16 protein-coding genes are annotated in these 16,634 nt (G+C 32.6%); 5 read left to right on the plus strand and 11 right to left on the minus strand.

Going from position 1 to position 16,634, the window contains the following annotated elements; genetic code table 11:
• A complete protein-coding gene (gene coaD, locus BP92_RS0104845) occupies nucleotides 1-459 on the plus strand; it encodes a pantetheine-phosphate adenylyltransferase (RefSeq protein ID WP_026725015.1) in 459 nt (152 codons plus the stop codon).
• A 62-nt stretch (nucleotides 460-521) separates the two neighbouring features.
• Here the strand turns inward: coaD and BP92_RS0104850 are convergent, their stop codons facing one another.
• The gene (locus BP92_RS0104850; protein WP_026725016.1) at nucleotides 522-1,157 is read right to left on the minus strand and encodes a class I SAM-dependent methyltransferase; all 636 of its coding nucleotides are present in this window, start codon (nucleotides 1,155-1,157) and stop codon (nucleotides 522-524) included.
• A gap of 271 nt (nucleotides 1,158-1,428) precedes the next feature.
• Nucleotides 1,429-2,823 (minus strand): DEAD/DEAH box helicase, encoded by a 1,395-nt coding sequence (locus BP92_RS0104860; RefSeq protein WP_026725018.1) that lies wholly within the window; start codon nucleotides 2,821-2,823, stop codon nucleotides 1,429-1,431.
• Nucleotides 2,824-2,918: 95 nt separating this feature from the next.
• Here BP92_RS0104860 and BP92_RS0104865 point away from each other — a divergent pair, with 95 nt between their 5' ends.
• A complete protein-coding gene (locus tag BP92_RS0104865) occupies nucleotides 2,919-4,643 on the plus strand; it encodes a M14 family zinc carboxypeptidase (protein WP_026725019.1) in 1,725 nt (574 codons plus the stop codon).
• Here BP92_RS0104865 and BP92_RS0104870 read toward each other — a convergent pair.
• From BP92_RS0104870 to BP92_RS0104895, 6 genes are all read right to left on the minus strand, one after another.
• Nucleotides 4,640-5,488: a patatin-like phospholipase family protein gene (locus tag BP92_RS0104870; RefSeq protein WP_026725020.1), complete on the minus strand. Its 849-nt coding sequence runs from the start codon at nucleotides 5,486-5,488 to the stop codon at nucleotides 4,640-4,642. The genes BP92_RS0104865 and BP92_RS0104870 overlap by 4 nt on opposite strands.
• A 128-nt stretch (nucleotides 5,489-5,616) precedes the next feature.
• The gene (locus tag BP92_RS0104875) at nucleotides 5,617-7,053 is read right to left on the minus strand and encodes a TolC family protein (protein WP_026725021.1); all 1,437 of its coding nucleotides are present in this window, start codon (nucleotides 7,051-7,053) and stop codon (nucleotides 5,617-5,619) included.
• Nucleotides 7,040-10,228 carry an efflux RND transporter permease subunit gene (locus tag BP92_RS0104880; RefSeq protein ID WP_026725022.1) on the minus strand — a complete coding sequence of 1,063 codons (3,189 nt, stop codon included), beginning with the start codon at nucleotides 10,226-10,228 and terminating at the stop codon, nucleotides 7,040-7,042. Before BP92_RS0104880 ends, BP92_RS0104875 begins: the two co-directional genes overlap by 14 nt.
• Before the next feature lie 18 nt (nucleotides 10,229-10,246).
• The gene (locus tag BP92_RS0104885) at nucleotides 10,247-11,335 is read right to left on the minus strand and encodes an efflux RND transporter periplasmic adaptor subunit (RefSeq protein WP_026725023.1); all 1,089 of its coding nucleotides are present in this window, start codon (nucleotides 11,333-11,335) and stop codon (nucleotides 10,247-10,249) included.
• A 106-nt stretch (nucleotides 11,336-11,441) separates the two neighbouring features.
• Nucleotides 11,442-11,858 (minus strand): hypothetical protein, encoded by a 417-nt coding sequence (locus BP92_RS0104890; RefSeq protein WP_026725024.1) that lies wholly within the window; start codon nucleotides 11,856-11,858, stop codon nucleotides 11,442-11,444.
• A gap of 49 nt (nucleotides 11,859-11,907) precedes the next feature.
• Complete coding sequence (locus BP92_RS0104895) at nucleotides 11,908-12,516, minus strand: NUDIX hydrolase (RefSeq protein ID WP_026725025.1); 609 nt, start codon at nucleotides 12,514-12,516, stop codon at nucleotides 11,908-11,910.
• A gap of 7 nt (nucleotides 12,517-12,523) precedes the next feature.
• On the opposite strand from BP92_RS0104895, the gene pyrE reads away from it, so the two are divergent.
• Together pyrE and BP92_RS0104905 are read left to right on the plus strand one after the other, a co-directional pair.
• The gene (pyrE, locus tag BP92_RS0104900) at nucleotides 12,524-13,171 is read left to right on the plus strand and encodes an orotate phosphoribosyltransferase (RefSeq protein WP_026725026.1); all 648 of its coding nucleotides are present in this window, start codon (nucleotides 12,524-12,526) and stop codon (nucleotides 13,169-13,171) included.
• A gap of 40 nt (nucleotides 13,172-13,211) precedes the next feature.
• Nucleotides 13,212-13,604: a hypothetical protein gene (locus BP92_RS0104905; protein WP_026725027.1), complete on the plus strand. Its 393-nt coding sequence runs from the start codon at nucleotides 13,212-13,214 to the stop codon at nucleotides 13,602-13,604.
• A 243-nt stretch (nucleotides 13,605-13,847) separates the two neighbouring features.
• Here BP92_RS0104905 and BP92_RS0104915 read toward each other — a convergent pair whose 3' ends face one another.
• Nucleotides 13,848-14,969 carry a cysteine desulfurase family protein gene (locus BP92_RS0104915; RefSeq protein WP_026725028.1) on the minus strand — a complete coding sequence of 374 codons (1,122 nt, stop codon included), beginning with the start codon at nucleotides 14,967-14,969 and terminating at the stop codon, nucleotides 13,848-13,850.
• Between the two features lie 122 nt (nucleotides 14,970-15,091).
• Here BP92_RS0104915 and BP92_RS15805 point away from each other — a divergent pair, with 122 nt between their 5' ends.
• Complete coding sequence (locus BP92_RS15805) at nucleotides 15,092-15,595, plus strand: hypothetical protein (RefSeq protein WP_026725029.1); 504 nt, start codon at nucleotides 15,092-15,094, stop codon at nucleotides 15,593-15,595.
• A 97-nt stretch (nucleotides 15,596-15,692) separates the two neighbouring features.
• On the opposite strand, the gene BP92_RS0104925 is transcribed toward BP92_RS15805, so the two are convergent.
• Together BP92_RS0104925 and BP92_RS0104930 are read right to left on the minus strand one after the other, a co-directional pair.
• Nucleotides 15,693-16,253, minus strand: a complete 561-nt coding sequence (locus BP92_RS0104925; protein WP_026725030.1) for a Smr/MutS family protein — start codon at nucleotides 16,251-16,253, stop codon at nucleotides 15,693-15,695.
• Entirely contained in the window at nucleotides 16,237-16,434 is a 198-nt protein-coding gene (locus BP92_RS0104930; protein WP_026725031.1) for a hypothetical protein, read from the minus strand. The genes BP92_RS0104925 and BP92_RS0104930 overlap by 17 nt, the downstream gene beginning before the upstream one ends.
• Nucleotides 16,435-16,634: the final 200 nt, after the last annotated feature.

Here is a 16,634-nt window from a genome sequence, read left to right on the forward strand (position 1 = left end):
ATGAAAAAAGCAATATTTCCAGGTTCGTTTGACCCAATTACCAACGGACATTTCGATATTATCAAAAGAGGCGTTTCTTTATTTGATGAAGTCATTGTGGCGATTGGCGTTAATGCCGAAAAAAAATACATGTTTTCGTTAGAAGATAGAAAACGTTTCATCGAAGAAGCTTTCAAAGACGAACCTAAAGTTAAAGTCATCACCTACTCTGGCTTAACAATCGATTTATGTAAAAAAGAAAAAGCGGATTTCATTTTACGTGGATTACGAAATCCAGCTGATTTTGAGTTTGAAAAAGCTATTGCGCATACCAACCGTGTCATGTCGAAAATAGAAACGGTTTTCTTGTTGACAGCCGCTCGAACTTCATTTATTTCTTCAAGTATTGTTCGTGATGTGTTGAGAAATGGTGGCGATATTACACAATTAGTTCCTGAATCGGTTTTAGATAAGAAATAATTCTAACACGAATTTCACGAATTGACACAAAAAGATTAGTGTAAATTCTTGAAATTCGTGCTTTATTTCTCAAACACAATCAACTTCTCTTTTATAATTAAATTCGAAAAGTGAAATTCGGATTTTATCCATTCTAAAGTTTTGGGTTGGTAAATGAAAACATGGGTAAAATCATCTTTGTAATACCAATTCTCAAAAGGTTTCTGATTGTTGAAAACTTCTGTTTTACAGTATAATTTTCCTTTCGGAAGAAGTAAACTTTTCAGCAATTCAAATTCTTTATAAGGTTGATGAAAATGCTCCATTACTTCGCAACACGAAACGTAATCGTATTTTTGATTTAAAAGTGACACATCATTCGCAAAAAACAAATCGTAATTCTGCACTTGATAGCCTTTATCCATCAACATTTTAGCAATCACCGGTCCCGTTCCTGAACCAAAATCCAAACCTTTAGCTTCTGGAGAAAAATCTTGTAAAACAGCATTTACGATTGGAGAAACAAAGTTTTGATAGCGTTCATCAAAAACATCATTATTGTGCTTTTCGTAATGTGCTTTTTCTTCTACAGCAGTTAAAAAAGTATGTTTTGGTCTGAAAATCCCATAGCAAGTATCACATTTATAAAACAAATGCTTGGGTTTATCGCAAAAAAGCGTTGCAGCGGAATTACAAAGTGGACAGGTTGGAGAATTCATGATTGTAAATTTATAATCACATTTTATTTTTCATAAAAATTTGATAAAAGATTACCAATAATGGAATCCAAACAAGGATAGGAAATAATGTTCCCTTTATTTTATATTTCAAATTGTCTTTTGAAAACCAAATATGATACAATCCTGGTACTATAAATAACATACTAATAATATAAAACCAAGGATTTATGAGAATAAACAAACCAATAGAAAATAGTATTACTCCCTTTTTTAAAGTTCTATTCATCTCTATTTTAATTAAAATAAATTCTTATTTTCTATTATTCTCTTTACGTGACGTAAATTTTGGATGATTTTCTTCCTCCTCCTCTTTCTTAATCACCTTTCTTGCTACTTCAATTTTATATTTCTTTCCTTTCATTTTTTCGTCTTTGATGTTTTGCAATAGCGATTTCACTTTTGGATATTTCACTGCTACAAACGAAATAAAATCTTTAACTTCGATTAAGCCTAAATCGTCTTTTTCTAATTTGCCTTTTTGCGAAAAGAAACCTACAATATCAATTTTATTCAGCTTATTTTTCTTTCCTCCGCTAATGTAAAGCGTTTGATATAAAGGTGCTTTGGGCAACGATTTCGCATTGGAAACATCTAATCTACGTTTACCATAATCAAAATAATCGGCTTTCTTTTCGGTTTCGTTTACCAAAACATAAGCGGTTCCAGTGGCTAACATACGAGCCGTTCTTCCGTTTCTGTGGGTGAATTCGTCTTCTTTGGCTGGTAAATGGTAATGAATTACGTGATTCATTTCTGGAATATCCAAACCTCTCGCACCTAAATCGGTTGTAATCAAATAAGAAACACTACCATTTCTGAACTGAATTAAAGCTCTTTCACGTTCGTCTTGGTCTAATCCACCATGATAAAACGTGGAAATAATGCCTTTTTGAGTCAACATATCATGAATACGTTCTACTGCTTCTCTATGATTGCAAAAAATAATCGCAGCTTCGGAATTTAACGAACAAATTAATTGAAACAACGAATCAATTTTATCTTTCGATTTCGAAAATACGATGCGAATATCTAAATTGTCATTTTGCTTCTCTTTCGGAATAAAATCCAACACTTTCGGATTAACCACCTTTGTATATTTCGGAATTTCAACACCTGAAGTCGCAGAAACTAAAACGTGTTTGTTTGCTTTTGTAATTTTTCCAATGATATACGACATTTCTTCATGGAAACCCAATTGTAACGACTTGTCAAACTCGTCTAAAACATAGGTTTTGATGTTATCCGTAGCAAAACTTCCTCGTTCTATATGATCGGCAATTCTTCCTGGTGTTCCAATTAACAACGCTGGCGGATTGCTTAAATTTTTGAATTCAGTTTCTATCGAGTGACCTCCATAACACGTGTTGACTTTATAATGCGTTCCCATTTTTTTCCAAACTTGCTCAATTTGTAAACCTAATTCGCGTGAAGGTACTAAAATTAAGCACTGTACACCTTTTACGTCTTCTTCTAATAATTGAAAAATTGGCAACAAAAAGGCTAACGTTTTCCCCGAACCTGTTGGAGAAAGCAATAAAATATTATCTTCATTCAAAATAGCCTTTTGGGCTGCTTCTTGCATTTTGTTTAAACTTTGAATACCAAGATTCAATAGTACATTGTTGGAATATGGATTTTGACTCATGCGGCAAAGATAAAGCCAATTAATTAAAAATTACGAATTATAAAATTCTACCTCAAAAAGATTCTTTATTTTTGAAAATCAAATACAATTCTGCTATGCGTTTTTTACAAATAAGTTTACTTTTCTTCTCGATTTCTGCGTTTTCACAAAACAATTTCATTACACCTTTTGAACGTGGTAATGGCAATCAAACGACTACTTATGAGGAATGTATTGCGTTTTATGAAAAATTAGACGAAAGTTTTGCCAACATCCAAATGATTTACAAAGGCACCACCGATAGCGGAAAACCTTTGCATTTAGTACTTTTTTCAAGTGAAGGCAAATTTGATTTTGACGAATATTTTACTAAAAATAAAGCTGTAATTTTAATCAACAACGGCATTCACGCAGGTGAACCTGACGGAATTGACGCTACCATGATGTTGATGCGCGATTTGGCTATGGGAAAAATAAAAACAGCTAAAAACACTTTAATTGCTGCAATTCCCGTTTATAGTGTTGGCGGTATGTTGAACCGAAATTCGCATTCCAGAGCCAATCAAAATGGTCCCGAAGAATATGGATTTAGAGGAAATGCTCGAAATTATGATTTGAATCGTGATTTTATTAAATCGGACACTAAAAATTCAAGAAGTTTTCAAAAGTTGTTTACCGAATTAAATCCTGATATTTTCTTGGACAATCACGTTTCTAATGGGGCGGATTATCAATATACGTTTACATGCATTGCAACCCAACACGAACGTTTAGGAAATACATTAGGCAATTATTTCATCAACGAATTATATCCTTCGGTGGTGAAAGACATGAACAAAAAGAAAATCGATGTGGTTCCGTATGTTAATGTACACAGCACCACGCCTGATAAAGGTTTTGAACAGTTTACCGATACTCCAAGATATGCCACTGGTTATTCGACTTTGTTTCATACCTTAGGATTTGTTCCAGAAACGCACATGTTAAAAGTGTACAAAGAACGTGTGAAAGTGACGTATGAATTTATGGTAAGCACTATTAATTTCGCCGACGCTAATTGGCAAAAAATCAAACAAATGCGAAAAAATGCTTTGAACGAATACCAAGCTGGAATGCCATATCCATTAGATTGGGCAATTGATTCAACGAAAGTGTCATATATTGATTTTAAAGGCTATCAAGGTGGTTACAAACCAAGTGATATTTCAGGAAAAGACCGCTTATTTTACGATAAAAGCAAACCATTTACCAAGAAAATTCCGTTTTATGGGAATTATAAACCTACGAAATTCGTAAACATTCCGAAAGCGTATGTTATTCCGCAATCGCAATGGCAAGTTTTGGATATTTTGAAATTGAACAATATTAATGCACATCGTTTTCAAAAAGACACAATTATTGAAGTAGAATCGTATAAAATTGAAAATTATCAAACCTCAAAATCGCCTTACGAAGGGCATTACGCGCATTACAATACGAAAGTCTCCAAATCGACTCAAAAAGTGAAATTTTTCATGGGAGATTATGTGTTTTACACGAATCAACCTGGAGTAAAATACTTAGTAGAAACTTTGGAACCTGAAGCAGTAGACAGTTATTTCAATTGGAACTTCTTTGATCCTATTTTACAACAAAAAGAATATTTTTCAAGTTATGTTTTTGAAGATTTAGCCAAAGAATTCTTAGATAAAAATCCAAAAATCAAAGCCGAATTAGAACAAAAGAAACAAAACGACAAAGCTTTCGCTGAAAATGGAGCTGCACAATTAGATTGGGTGTACAGACAATCGCCTTACTATGAGAAAGCGCATTTGCAGTATCCGGTTTATCGAGTGAATTAAATTTTAGATTGAATTTCAGGAATTGAATTTATAAAATGTTCTTTTCCTGAATTTATTATTGTTTTCGCATTGTAAAACTCAAAAATTCCAGCGCCATTTCTTGGAATTTCGACTAAAACATCGGGTGGATATTTTTCTAAAATTAAATTAGAAATATGATTGGTCATCGTTACCAAACTGTTATTAACTAAAAAAAAGTAATTGACGTTTTTATTCATTCTGTGTGAAGTTTTATTAGTGCCTTTATCTTGTTTTGTAAGTTGCTCTATTTCTGAAAAATACACAACGTCATCTGCTACTCCAGCATTTACATTAACCGCGATTACTATGTCGTTTTGAACTCTTTTTGCTGTGTTAATCGGAATATTATTAACAACACCACCATCAACAAAAACAGAATCTCCTAAAGTTAATGGTGTAAAAATGGTTGGAATAGAAATAGAAGCTCTAATTGCATTGTATAAACTTCCTTTATCAAAAACAACTTCTCTCCCATTTGCAATATCAAAAGCGGTTGCTGTATATTTAATGGGTAAATCTTCAATATTTACATCGGTAATAAATTCTTTAATTTCGTTAAAAATTCGCTCCCCTTTCACCAAACCTTGAGTTGAAAAACTAAAATCGATTAACTTAAAAATTTTAGTTCGATTTACCTTTAACATCCATTGCTTGAATTCCTCTAGCTTACCTACTGCATAGATTCCGCCAATTAAAGCGCCCATAGAAGTTCCAGAAATGGAAGCAATATTTACATTTAACTTTACTAATTCTTCAATAACACCAATATGTGCTATGCCTCTTGCACCACCACCGGAAAGAACTAAAGTAATATCTTTTTTCATTGTGTTGAAAATCTTATTATTGAAAAACTTGTATTAAAAATAGTAAATAAATTTTAGAAATAGAAGTGCAATAAAAAAAGTCATCTTTTCAGATGACTTTTCATTTACAATTACATTACAAAAAAATATTAATTCCATCCCCCACCAAGCGCTTTGTATAAATTAATTACTGTAAGCATTTGGTTTTTACGAGTTTCAATTAAATCTGTTTTGGCTTCCAAAGCATCGCGCTGAGTAAGTAAAACTTCCATATAATCAGCTCTAGCTGATTGAAATAATTGATTCGCAATTTCAATAGATTGATTTAAAGCATCCACTTGATTGTTTTTTAAATTAAATGAATTTTGTAGATTTTCAATCTTCGACATTTGATTTATAACTTCGGTATAAGCTCTTAAAATGGTTTGCTCATATTCATAAACCGCTTGAATTTGTTTTGCAGAAGCTGTTTTATAAGTCGCTTTAATAGCATTTCTGTTTACTAATGGCATAATAGCATCTCCAACGATAGAATACAATAGCGATTCTGGAGAGTTTAATAGATATTTAGCATTAAATGCTTCATAACCTATACCTGCTTTTAATCCAAACTGTGGATAAAAATTAGCTTTTGCAACTTTAATATTTAATTTAGCAGCTTCCAACTCCAATTGTGCTTGTTTGATATCGGGTCTGTTTTCTAATAAATCTGAAGGTAAACCTACACTTACAAACTTAGGAGTTGTTGCCATAAAACTACTAGCATCTCTTAAAACAGGTTGCGGTGTTCTACCTACTAAAAAATTAATTTTATTTTCAATCTCTACTATTTCCTGTTTAAGATTGTAAATTTCGCTCTGATTTTTTTGAACCTCAGCTTCAAAACGTTTAACTGCCAAAAGGGTTGTTCTAGCCGACTCTTTTAATAATTTTACAATATCCAAAGCATTTTTTTGAATCTCGATGTTTTGCTCTAAGTTTTTCAATTGGGCATCTAATGCAATTAATTCATAATACGAATTAGCCACTTCCGCTACCAAATTCGTAACTAAATAATTCTTACCTTCTTGAGAAGCCATATATTCCATTACAGCTGCTTTTTTAGAATTACGAAGTTTTTTCCAAACGTCTAATTCCCAAGTACTGTATAAACCGAATTTGTAGTTTGTTAGTGGTTCTGGAAATTTCTCATCTTCTCTGATGTTTAAATTCTCTTCAATTGCACCATTTCTAGTAAACTTACCCACTTTATCTAAATCGGCACCAGCACTTAATCCAACACTTGGTAAATATTCCCCTTTTTTAGCTTGAATTTCGTTTTGAGCCATATTTACCTTTTGCATCAAAATATTCAATTCTTTATTATTAACTAAAGTAGAATCGATTAAATTTTGCAAATAAGGATCTTCAAAAAAGTCTTTCCATTTTACTTTACCAGAATTAGTACTTTCAGTTGTTTTTTCTGTATAATTTGTTGGTAAAGTCACTTTACTTTCTTGTGTAGCTACCTTTGGAATTCCACAAGAATGTAGTATTAGGATGGTGCATCCTAATACTACTGATTTTATAAAATTATTTCTTTTCATTTTTTTCTTTATGAGAATCTAGATATTTGTAATCTTCCGTTAACGGAGTAAAGTCTTCGTTTTTAATCATTTTTCTGCCTTCAGCTAATTTGGCAAAAATGTAGTATAATCCAGGAATTAATAAAACCCCGAAAATGGTTCCAAACAACATACCTCCAAGCGCAGCTGTACCAATAGTTCTATTTCCAATAGCTCCTGCACCAGTTGCTTTAACTAATGGAATTAATCCTGCAATAAAAGCAAATGAAGTCATTAAGATAGGTCTAAAACGAACTTTAGCGCCTTCAATAGCTGCCTCTAAAATAGACATTCCTTGCTGCGTTTTCTGGACGGCAAATTCTACAATTAAAACGGCATTCTTACCCAGTAATCCAACAAGCATTACTAAACCTACTTGTGCATAAATATCGTTTGCTAAACCAAAAAGTTTCAACATGAAGAATGTTCCGAAAATTCCGGCTGGCAAAGAAAGTATAACTGCAAATGGCAAAATAAAACTTTCATACTGAGCTGCTAATACAAAATAAACGAAGACTAATACAATTCCAAAAATTAGAATGGCTTCATTACCTCTTTGAGCTTCATCAAAAGTTAATCCTTCCCATGCTACATCGTATCCATTTGGAAGCGTTTTTTTAGCTACTTCGTTAATAACCTTAATGGATTCTCCTGTTGTATATCCTTTAGCAGGAATTGCTCTAATGGTTGCTGAATTGTATAAATTATAGCGCGTAATTTCGTTTGGCCCTTGTCGTTTTTTTAGCGTCATAAAAGCAGAATAAGGAACCATTTCGCCTTTATCATTTTTAACGTAGTATTTTAATAAATCATTTGGGTTTCTTCTAAAAGATGGATCTGCTTGCGTGTATACTCTAAAATAATTATTAAATCGAATAAACCCTTGTTCAAAAGTACTACCAACCAAAATATTTAAATTTTCCATTGCTGCTCCAATAGAAACTCCTTTTTGCATGGCTTTTTGGTTATCAATGATAATTTCATATTGCGGATAATTTGCTGCGTAAAAAGTAAACAATCCTGTTAACTCTTTACGTTTTCCTAAATCTTCCATAAATTGTTTATTGATTTTATCAAAAGAATAATAATCTCCACTATTTGTTTTATCCAATAAACGGAAAGATAATCCTCCAGCCGCACCATAGCCAGGAACTGCTGGTGGTTCAAAATATTCAATTACAGCTCCAAAGTTTTTAGTTTCTTTCTCTAATTCTTCAATAACTTCATGTACCGAATTTTTTCTGTCTGACCATGGTTTTAGATTGATTATACAAGTACCGGCATTAGAACCCCTACCTTCTGTAAGAATTTCATAACCTGCCAATGATGATACCGATTGTACTCCTTCCACATGTTCTGCAATTGATTGTAATTTTCTAGAAACAGCATTAGTTGTTTCTAAGGTTGAACCCGGAGGCGTTTGAATAATAGCATAAATCATCCCTTGATCTTCACCTGGAATAAATCCTGAAGGTAATGTTTCATTTACAAAAATAGTTGCAACGGCAAATCCACCTAAGGCCAAAAAAGTAACAATTCGTCTATCAACAATCTTAGTCAGAATGTTAGTATACTTTCCTGTTAATTTTTCAAACAATCTATTGAATGCATCAATAAATTTATTAATTGGTGTTTTCTTTCTAGGTTTTCCATGCGTATTTTTAAGAATCATAGCGCATAAAACTGGAGTTAAAGTAAGCGCCACAACACCAGACAGTACGATAGATGATGCCATGGTTATTGCAAACTGTCGATAGAATACCCCAACAGGACCCGACATAAAAGCTACTGGAATAAATACGGATGTCATTAACAAAGTAATTGCAACAACAGCGCCTCCAATTTCTCCTAATACCCTTTGAACAGCTTTAAATGGACCAATATGATCTTCCTCCATCTTGAGGTGGACGGCCTCGACGACGACAATAGCATCATCTACTACGACCCCAATGGCTAATACTAAAGCAAATAAGGTAATCAAGTTAATGGTAAGTCCAAACATCTTCATAAAGATAAAGGCTCCAATTAACGAAATAGGTACAGCAATAATTGGAATCAGTGTTGAACGCCAATCTCCAAGGAAAATGAAAACAACAATTGCTACTAATACAAATGCTTCCCCCAAAGTATGTACTACTTTTTCTATTGAGGCATCTAAGAAACTTGAAACATCATAACTGACTTCATATTTCATTCCTGGTGGAAATGAGCCTTTTAATTCTTCTAATTTTTGTTTAACTCCTTCAATTACTTCTGTTGCATTACTTCCATAAACTTGCTTTAATTGAATTGCTGCAGATGGATGCCCATCTTTATTTGAATAGATATCAAAAAATTCGCTTCCAAATTGTACCTTTCCAATATCTTTAATCTTGATAATCTCCCCTTCTGGATTGGCACGAACTATAATATTTTCATATTCTTCGGGCTTATTAAACCTTCCTTTATAAACCAATACATATTCTAAAGATTGCGCTTTTATACCCGTAGCTTGGCCTAAACGTCCTGGTCTACCAATAAGACTTTGCTCAGCCATCGCTTTCATAACTTCATCTGTAGAAACATTGTAAGCACGCATTCTGTCTGGATTTAACCAAATACGCATAGCATAATTACGGTTTCCTAAAATTTGTGCTGTTGAAATCCCTTTTATACGCTGGATTTCAGGGATAATATTCACATTCGCATAGTTATATAAGAACTTTTCATCAGCATGTTTGTCTTCACTATACACGTTGATGTACATTAACATACTAGGTTGCACGACTTGTACAATAACACCCTCTAACTGAACTAGTTCCGGCAATGTGTTAATTACTTTATCTACCCGGTTCTTAACATTAACTACAGCTTCATTAGGATCTGTTCCTAAATCAAATAAAACCTGAATCGTTGCTTCACCCGCACTTGTTGCGTCTGAAACAATATATCGCATTCCTGGCACACCATTAATTGCTCTTTCTAAAGGAATTAATGAAGATTTTTCTAATACTTCAGCACTTGCCCCTGGATAAGCTAAGGTAATTAAAACCCTTGGTGGTGCAATCTCTGGGAATTGAGATATGGGTAATGTTTTAATAGACAATAACCCTAAAAATATGATTATAAGCGATACAACAATCGCCATAACCGGTCTTTTAATAAAATTCTTAAACATGATTACTCTTTTTAGGGGTTATTCTGCGTAAAGATTTAAGTTGGAAAACACCTTATTAGGCGCTTGATAGTCAATATGAATTTTTTGACCATTCTTCACTTTTCGTAATCCATCTAAAAGAATCTTATCTCCTATAGAAAGTCCACTTTTAACAATAAACAAATAGGGAATCTCTTCCTCGGCTACTGTTATTTCTCTCTGTTTAACTGTATTGTCTTTATCAATAACAAAAACAAATTTCTTATCTAAAACTTCAAAAGTTGCTTTTTGAGGAATCAATAGCGCTTTTTTGTAATTGTTTCTAACTATTACATTTCCAGTTTCGCCATGCCTCAATATTTTATCTGGATTGTTAAAAGTTGCTCTAAAAGCAATATTCCCTGTTTCGTTATTAAACTCTCCTTCGATAGTTTCAACTACTCCTTCTTGGCTAAAAATTGAACCATTAGCCATTTCTAAGTTTACTTTAATCATTTCTCCTTTAGCCTTTTTGGTAACGTAGTTCAAATACTCAGCTTCGGGAACATTGAAATAAACCCACATTTTGCTATTATCAGAAAGTGTAGTTAATAAATCTCCTTCATCTAATAAACTACCTTCTCTGGCTTCTAAATGATTCATAATTCCAGAAAAAGGAGCTCTTATATCGGTAAAACCTAAATGAGTTTGCGCCAAACTAACTTCGGCATTAGCTTTTGCTAATCTTGCTTTTGCTAGTGCCAATTCATTTTTAGAAACCACATTCTTTTCAGCTAAAGCCTTTGTGTTTTGGTATTCTATTAATGCAGATTGTGCTTCAGCTTTTGATTTAGATAATTCTGCTTCATAAACATTAGGCATAATTCTAAACATTTTTTGTCCTTTAGAAACAAATTGCCCTTCATCTACAAAAATGTTTTGCAAATAACCACGCTCTAAAGCTCTTAATTCAATGTGACGAATTGAGTGAATTTGGGCAACATATTTTCTATCAACAACGGTATCTTTTTCAAGCGGATTTGAAACTAAAAACTTTGCTTCTTCTTCCTTTGTTTCTTCTTTGTGTCCACAACTAGATAGTAATAAAATACCACCTAAGCTTAAAAGCATAAAAATTCTTTTAGCCATTTTTTTTATTTTAAAATTGAATAAATATTTTTTTTGTAATGAAATGTAAAATCTCCAGAAATCGTAAGTATTGATTTCTGTTTAGTAACTAAAAAAAAATATTAAATCAAATTCTAAAAACACAATAGAATATATTGCGGGAAGGAATTGTAGATAAATAATCTATATACTTGCAAGGAGCAAGTCTGTTTTGAATAAATTGTGAATGGTTAGCGCATACATTAGTATCAAAATATGCAGAAAAGAAATTAAAATAATTATCAAATATAGAATATTCAGTATCTTCTTGCTCTAGTTCAGATTCTGATATTTCTATTTTATCATGATGAGTCTCGTAGTTAGCATCTGTTTGTTTGTAAAATACAACTAGCTTTTCTAATTCCTGTAAATGGAATTCTTCATCAGAGGAAATTGTTTTTGAAAAAGAATTTGCACTAAAATCTATATTGGAATTTGCAAATACAATATTCCCAATGAATGTTAGTACTACTAAATAAAAGTATTTTAATAATTTCTTTTTCATTTGAGTACAAAATTATAGAATGAATTTAATCTTGTATCACAAAATAGTGTTAAATGCTATTATTAACCAATTCCGTCTCAAACAACAACTTAATATTCTCGTACGAGTTCTCTAATAAAAACTTTATATCCTTAGGATTTACCCATTCCACACGTTCAATTCCTTCATCGGCTTGACCTTGTGGTGTGCCTTCATATTTGGTGCGCATTTCAAACCATTGCGTAATTTTTAGTTTGTAGCGACCGTTACGTTTGAAAATATGGTAGGTTCTTTGTAGTTTTTCGGTAATAGCTAATCCTGTAACGCCAGTTTCTTCCTCCACTTCTCGGATAGCGGTTTCTTCAATGGTTTCGTTTTTTTCTGTACCGCCTTTTGGTAAATCCCATTTGCCGTTTCTGAAAATAAAAAGCACATCGCCGTCATTGTTATAAACCAATCCACCACCTGCTTTTTCAACGGGTAATTTCGCACGAAGCGTTTTCATTATCAATTTTTCATCAGGATGATACAGAAAGGCTTTCTGAATTTTATTCTGAAAAATTTTAACGATTAACTTTTTGATATCAACACTTTCCAATAAAAAAAGTTTGAAATCGGTTTCTTTTTGAACCTGATTTGTCAAAAAAAGTGGCTTATCGTTCACAAAAACTTTATACATTTGCAATATGATTTTTAATAACAACACAGCACAACAAACAGCCGAATTGCTTTTACAAATAAACGCAATTAAATTAAATTCTAAAAATCCTTTTACGTGGGCTTCAGGCTGGAAGTCACCGATTTATTGCGACAACCGCATAATACTTTCATTTCCAGCGGTTAGAAATTATATTCGCGATGAATTTGCCAAACATATTGAAGAAAAATTTGGCAAACCAGATGTGATTGCAGGCGTTGCAACAGGTGCTATTGGTATCGGAATTCTAGTTGCCGAAACCATGGGATTACCTTTTGTATACGTTCGTCCAGAGCCAAAAAAACACGGAAGACAAAACCAAGTAGAAGGTTTCTTGCAAAAAGGACAAAACGTAGTAGTTGTAGAAGATTTGATTTCGACTGGCGGAAGCAGTTTGTTAGCTGTTGAAGCTTTACGCAACGAAGGTGCTAATGTAAAAGGAATGGCAGCGATTTTCACCTATGGCTTTCCAGTTTCAAAAGAACGTTTTGAAGAGGCTAATTTAGATGTTTTTACTTTAAGTAATTACGAAAATTTATTGCAAAAAGCAGTTGACAAACAATATGTTTCAGAAAACGAATTGGAAACATTAAGCGCTTGGAACGCCAATCCTTCTGAATGGAATGTAGAAGTTTAAATCACAAATAATAAAACATCAACAATAAACAAAAAAACATATGAACTTAGAAAGTCCAAAAGTAAACGTAGCAAAATCAGCTGAATATTTATTCAACGCTTTGAACGACGTTAAGAATTTCGAAAAATTAATGCCTGAAAATATCGCAAAATTTGAAGTAATCGACGAAAATTGCTTTGAATTCGGCTTAAAAGGAATGCCAGAAATTAAATTGGTAAAAAAAGGAGGAACTCCAAATTCGCAAATCGTTTTAGGAGCAGCTTCAAGTAAATTGCCTTTTACATTAACTGGAAACTTAAACGCAATTGATGCTGATAACACAGAAGTGCAATTAGCTTTTGAAGGCGATTTCAATCCAATGATGGCCATGATGATCAAAGGACCAATCACAAAATTTATTGAGACATTGGCTCAGAATATGGGGAAATTATAGTTTCCTGATTAACTTATTGAACACGAATTGCATGGTTTATGTAATTCGTGTTTTTTTATGTTTCAAATCGAAATTCCACTAACGTCACTTCGAGTGTTTTGTGTTTGGAAAGCCTCAGATTTCCAAATACAAAATGCATCGAGAACTGAAGAAGGAAAATCGTTGCTATAGTTCTCGATACAATTTTTAAAAGCAAAAATTAGCATTTTTTCTTTTAAAAATCACTCGAAGTGACGGTAATAGTTATGCTTGTTTCAAAGCCTCAACCAAGAAATCAATATCTTCTTTTGTATTAAAATGACTAAATGAAATGCGTAAACTTGGTTTTTTGGTCTCTTCTGGTGATAGAAATTCGGCTAAAACGTGCGATGGCTTGATACTTCCACTTTGACAAGCACTTCCGCGTGAAACGGCAATTCCTTTCATATCCAACGTAAATAACAACATTGAAGTCTTTTCTTCCGATAAAGGCAACTGGATGTTTAAAAGGTTATAAAACGTATTTTCTCCGTTGATTTTTACTTCTGGAAACACTTTTTTTAATTCTGAAAAGCAATAGTTTTTTAAATCGGAAATATATTGTTCATCGTTTTCTAAATTCGCGTAAGCTAATTCTAAAGCTTTTGCCATTCCTACGACTTGATGTACCGCTTCGGTTCCGGCACGCATGCCTTTTTCTTGCTCGCCTCCGAAAATCATAGGTTGTAACATGGAATTCTTTTTAATGTAGGCAAAACCTACTCCTTTTGGACCATGAAATTTATGTGCAGAAGCTACTAAAAAATCAATTCCCGACTCTTGTACATCTAAATTCGTTTTTCCAATAGATTGCACAGTATCGCAATGAAAAAGTGCTTTTGCATACTTACATAAGCCTGAAACACGTTTGATGTCTAAAATCGTTCCTATTTCGTTATTTACGTGGATTAATGATACTAATGTTGGAACTTCTGAATGCAATTTATCAGCTAAATCATGATAATCAATATTTCCATTAGGTAAAATCGTTACATATTCAACTTGAATTCCGAACTCTTTTGCTAGATGTTCGACAGTATGTAACGTAGCGTGATGTTCGATTTTAGTTGTAATGATGCGTTTAATTCCCAAATCCTTAACAGCACTAGTCAGAATCCAGTTTGTGGCTTCTGTAGCACTTGATGTGAAAATAATTTCAGAAGCTTGTGCATTAAGCAATTTCGCAATGGATTTTCGGGATGATTCCAATAAAGTCTTGGCACTTCGACCAAAACTGTGGGTGGAAGATGGGTTTCCAAAATCGTTTTGAAGCACGTTCATCATCGCAGTAATCACTTCTGGATGAATTGGCGTAGTTGCGGCGTTATCTAAATACACTTTTTTCATAAGGCAAAGATACAAATCATTTTATTTTAGAAATCTTAAAATCAATTCGTATTGAAATTAACAAAGTTTAGCAAATTAATAAATTAAAACCTTTATTTTTGTTGCACAAATTAGATGAATACATGAAAAAACTTATAGTTTTAGTAGCCTCGGTTTTTATGCTACAAGCTTGTGATGATGGCGATATTACGCTAGAATCTTTCAATTTTGATACGGTTAATATTCAAGAATGCCCTGATAATAATTTGATTTTCAAAATTAATGGAGATGAAATGTTATTAATTAATATTCCCGAATCGAGTTTTGCCAACGTTGAAACTCCTGATGGAAGCCCACGAATAATAAATGTAAGTACATCGAATCAGATTATCTATAGAATATATTCAGACAATGTAAGTGCTAATAATATTTGTGCAACTATTCCACCTGCTACACCAGTAGTAAAAAAAGAATGGAATGCTACAGGAGGAACAATTGAAATCATTACAGATGCACTTTACGCTTCAGATGGAATTACAATAACTGGATATAATCATAACATTAAATTTGTTAATGTAAACTTTTCCGGAAGTTCGAATTCGTTTAGTTTTACGGAATATAATTTTGGTAATTACGAAACGAATTAGATAAAAATATTCAAAAAAATAAAAGGACTATTCAAATTCGAGTAGTCCTTTTTTTATTTCTAGAAGTGAAATGGGAGTGAAATTATCATCCAAAATCTTACTTCACATTTTGCTTAATATACACTTCAGTTGCTCCTAAACCATATTTTTGATAGTTCGCATCTTGGAATGAAATGTTGTCATAACGTCCCAACATAAAATCCAATTCGGCTTTCAAAACACCTTCACCAACGCCGTGAATAAACACCACTTTTGGCATCCTATTTTTGATAGCAAAATCGAGTTGGCGTTTTGCAGTTTCCATTTGCAAAGTTAAAATATCATAGTTGCTCATTCCGCGTTTTGAAGGTACTAATTTTTCGATATGCAAATCTACTTCTAAGACAAATTCATCCTTACGAGAACGCTTTTCTTTGACAAAACTGCGTTTTTTTGGCTCTTCTTTATCTTTTAAAACAGAACTTAAACTTTGAGTGGAGAAAAAACCACTTAAATCATTGGAATTGTTTATTTTAACCAATTCGTTGACAAAAAATGTCATCACAAAATTATGAGTAGTTTCCACTGAAATCTCATCATTTTGAACCTTAATTACTACTCCCGAAATGTTGTCGTCTAAAACCGCAACCTTATCTCCTATTTCAAATTTCTGTATCATTTTCTTCTTCGTTTTCTCCATCATTTTTAGATGGAATTTTCTTCATCAATCTAAATAATCCAAACATAAAAACAGCCATTGCTCCTATCATGATAAATCGATTTGGAGCTGGTTTTGATTGCTCAATCATGGCAAAAATTCCAACTGCAGCAAACATCAAAATGTATAAAAATTGCTTCATAATTTTTTCTTTAAAATACAATTTTCAAAAGTAGTCTTTTAAAAGTCAACAAAAAAAGTCAATCTCATTTTTAATAAAAAAGTCCTATTAAAATTTGAAATTATTAACGCGTTAAAATTAATAACAACTCATTAACAAATCGTTTACAACACTTTTTTTGAGTTTGGCACAGCAATTGAAAATACCTAATCAAGCAACAA

The organism is Flavobacterium sasangense DSM 21067 (genome assembly GCF_000686885.1).
In the GTDB taxonomy this organism is placed as follows: Bacteria; Bacteroidota; Bacteroidia; order Flavobacteriales; family Flavobacteriaceae; genus Flavobacterium; species Flavobacterium sasangense.

Bases quoted from the DNA above. Each gene is read 5' to 3' on its own strand.
- coaD (WP_026725015.1), top strand. From the start codon at position 1: ATGAAAAAAGCAATATTTCCAGGTTCGTTTGACCCAATTACCAACGGA.
- BP92_RS0104850 (WP_026725016.1), bottom strand. From the start codon at position 1,157: ATGAATTCTCCAACCTGTCCACTTTGTAATTCCGCTGCAACGCTTTTT.
- BP92_RS0104860 (WP_026725018.1), bottom strand. From the start codon at position 2,823: ATGAGTCAAAATCCATATTCCAACAATGTACTATTGAATCTTGGTATT.
- BP92_RS0104865 (WP_026725019.1), top strand. From the start codon at position 2,919: ATGCGTTTTTTACAAATAAGTTTACTTTTCTTCTCGATTTCTGCGTTT.
- BP92_RS0104870 (WP_026725020.1), bottom strand. From the start codon at position 5,488: ATGAAAAAAGATATTACTTTAGTTCTTTCCGGTGGTGGTGCAAGAGGC.
- BP92_RS0104875 (WP_026725021.1), bottom strand. From the start codon at position 7,053: ATGAAAAGAAATAATTTTATAAAATCAGTAGTATTAGGATGCACCATC.
- BP92_RS0104880 (WP_026725022.1), bottom strand. From the start codon at position 10,228: ATGTTTAAGAATTTTATTAAAAGACCGGTTATGGCGATTGTTGTATCG.
- BP92_RS0104885 (WP_026725023.1), bottom strand. From the start codon at position 11,335: ATGGCTAAAAGAATTTTTATGCTTTTAAGCTTAGGTGGTATTTTATTA.
- BP92_RS0104890 (WP_026725024.1), bottom strand. From the start codon at position 11,858: ATGAAAAAGAAATTATTAAAATACTTTTATTTAGTAGTACTAACATTC.
- BP92_RS0104895 (WP_026725025.1), bottom strand. From the start codon at position 12,516: ATGTATAAAGTTTTTGTGAACGATAAGCCACTTTTTTTGACAAATCAG.
- pyrE (WP_026725026.1), top strand. From the start codon at position 12,524: ATGATTTTTAATAACAACACAGCACAACAAACAGCCGAATTGCTTTTA.
- BP92_RS0104905 (WP_026725027.1), top strand. From the start codon at position 13,212: ATGAACTTAGAAAGTCCAAAAGTAAACGTAGCAAAATCAGCTGAATAT.
- BP92_RS0104915 (WP_026725028.1), bottom strand. From the start codon at position 14,969: ATGAAAAAAGTGTATTTAGATAACGCCGCAACTACGCCAATTCATCCA.
- BP92_RS15805 (WP_026725029.1), top strand. From the start codon at position 15,092: ATGAAAAAACTTATAGTTTTAGTAGCCTCGGTTTTTATGCTACAAGCT.
- BP92_RS0104925 (WP_026725030.1), bottom strand. From the start codon at position 16,253: ATGATACAGAAATTTGAAATAGGAGATAAGGTTGCGGTTTTAGACGAC.
- BP92_RS0104930 (WP_026725031.1), bottom strand. From the start codon at position 16,434: ATGAAGCAATTTTTATACATTTTGATGTTTGCTGCAGTTGGAATTTTT.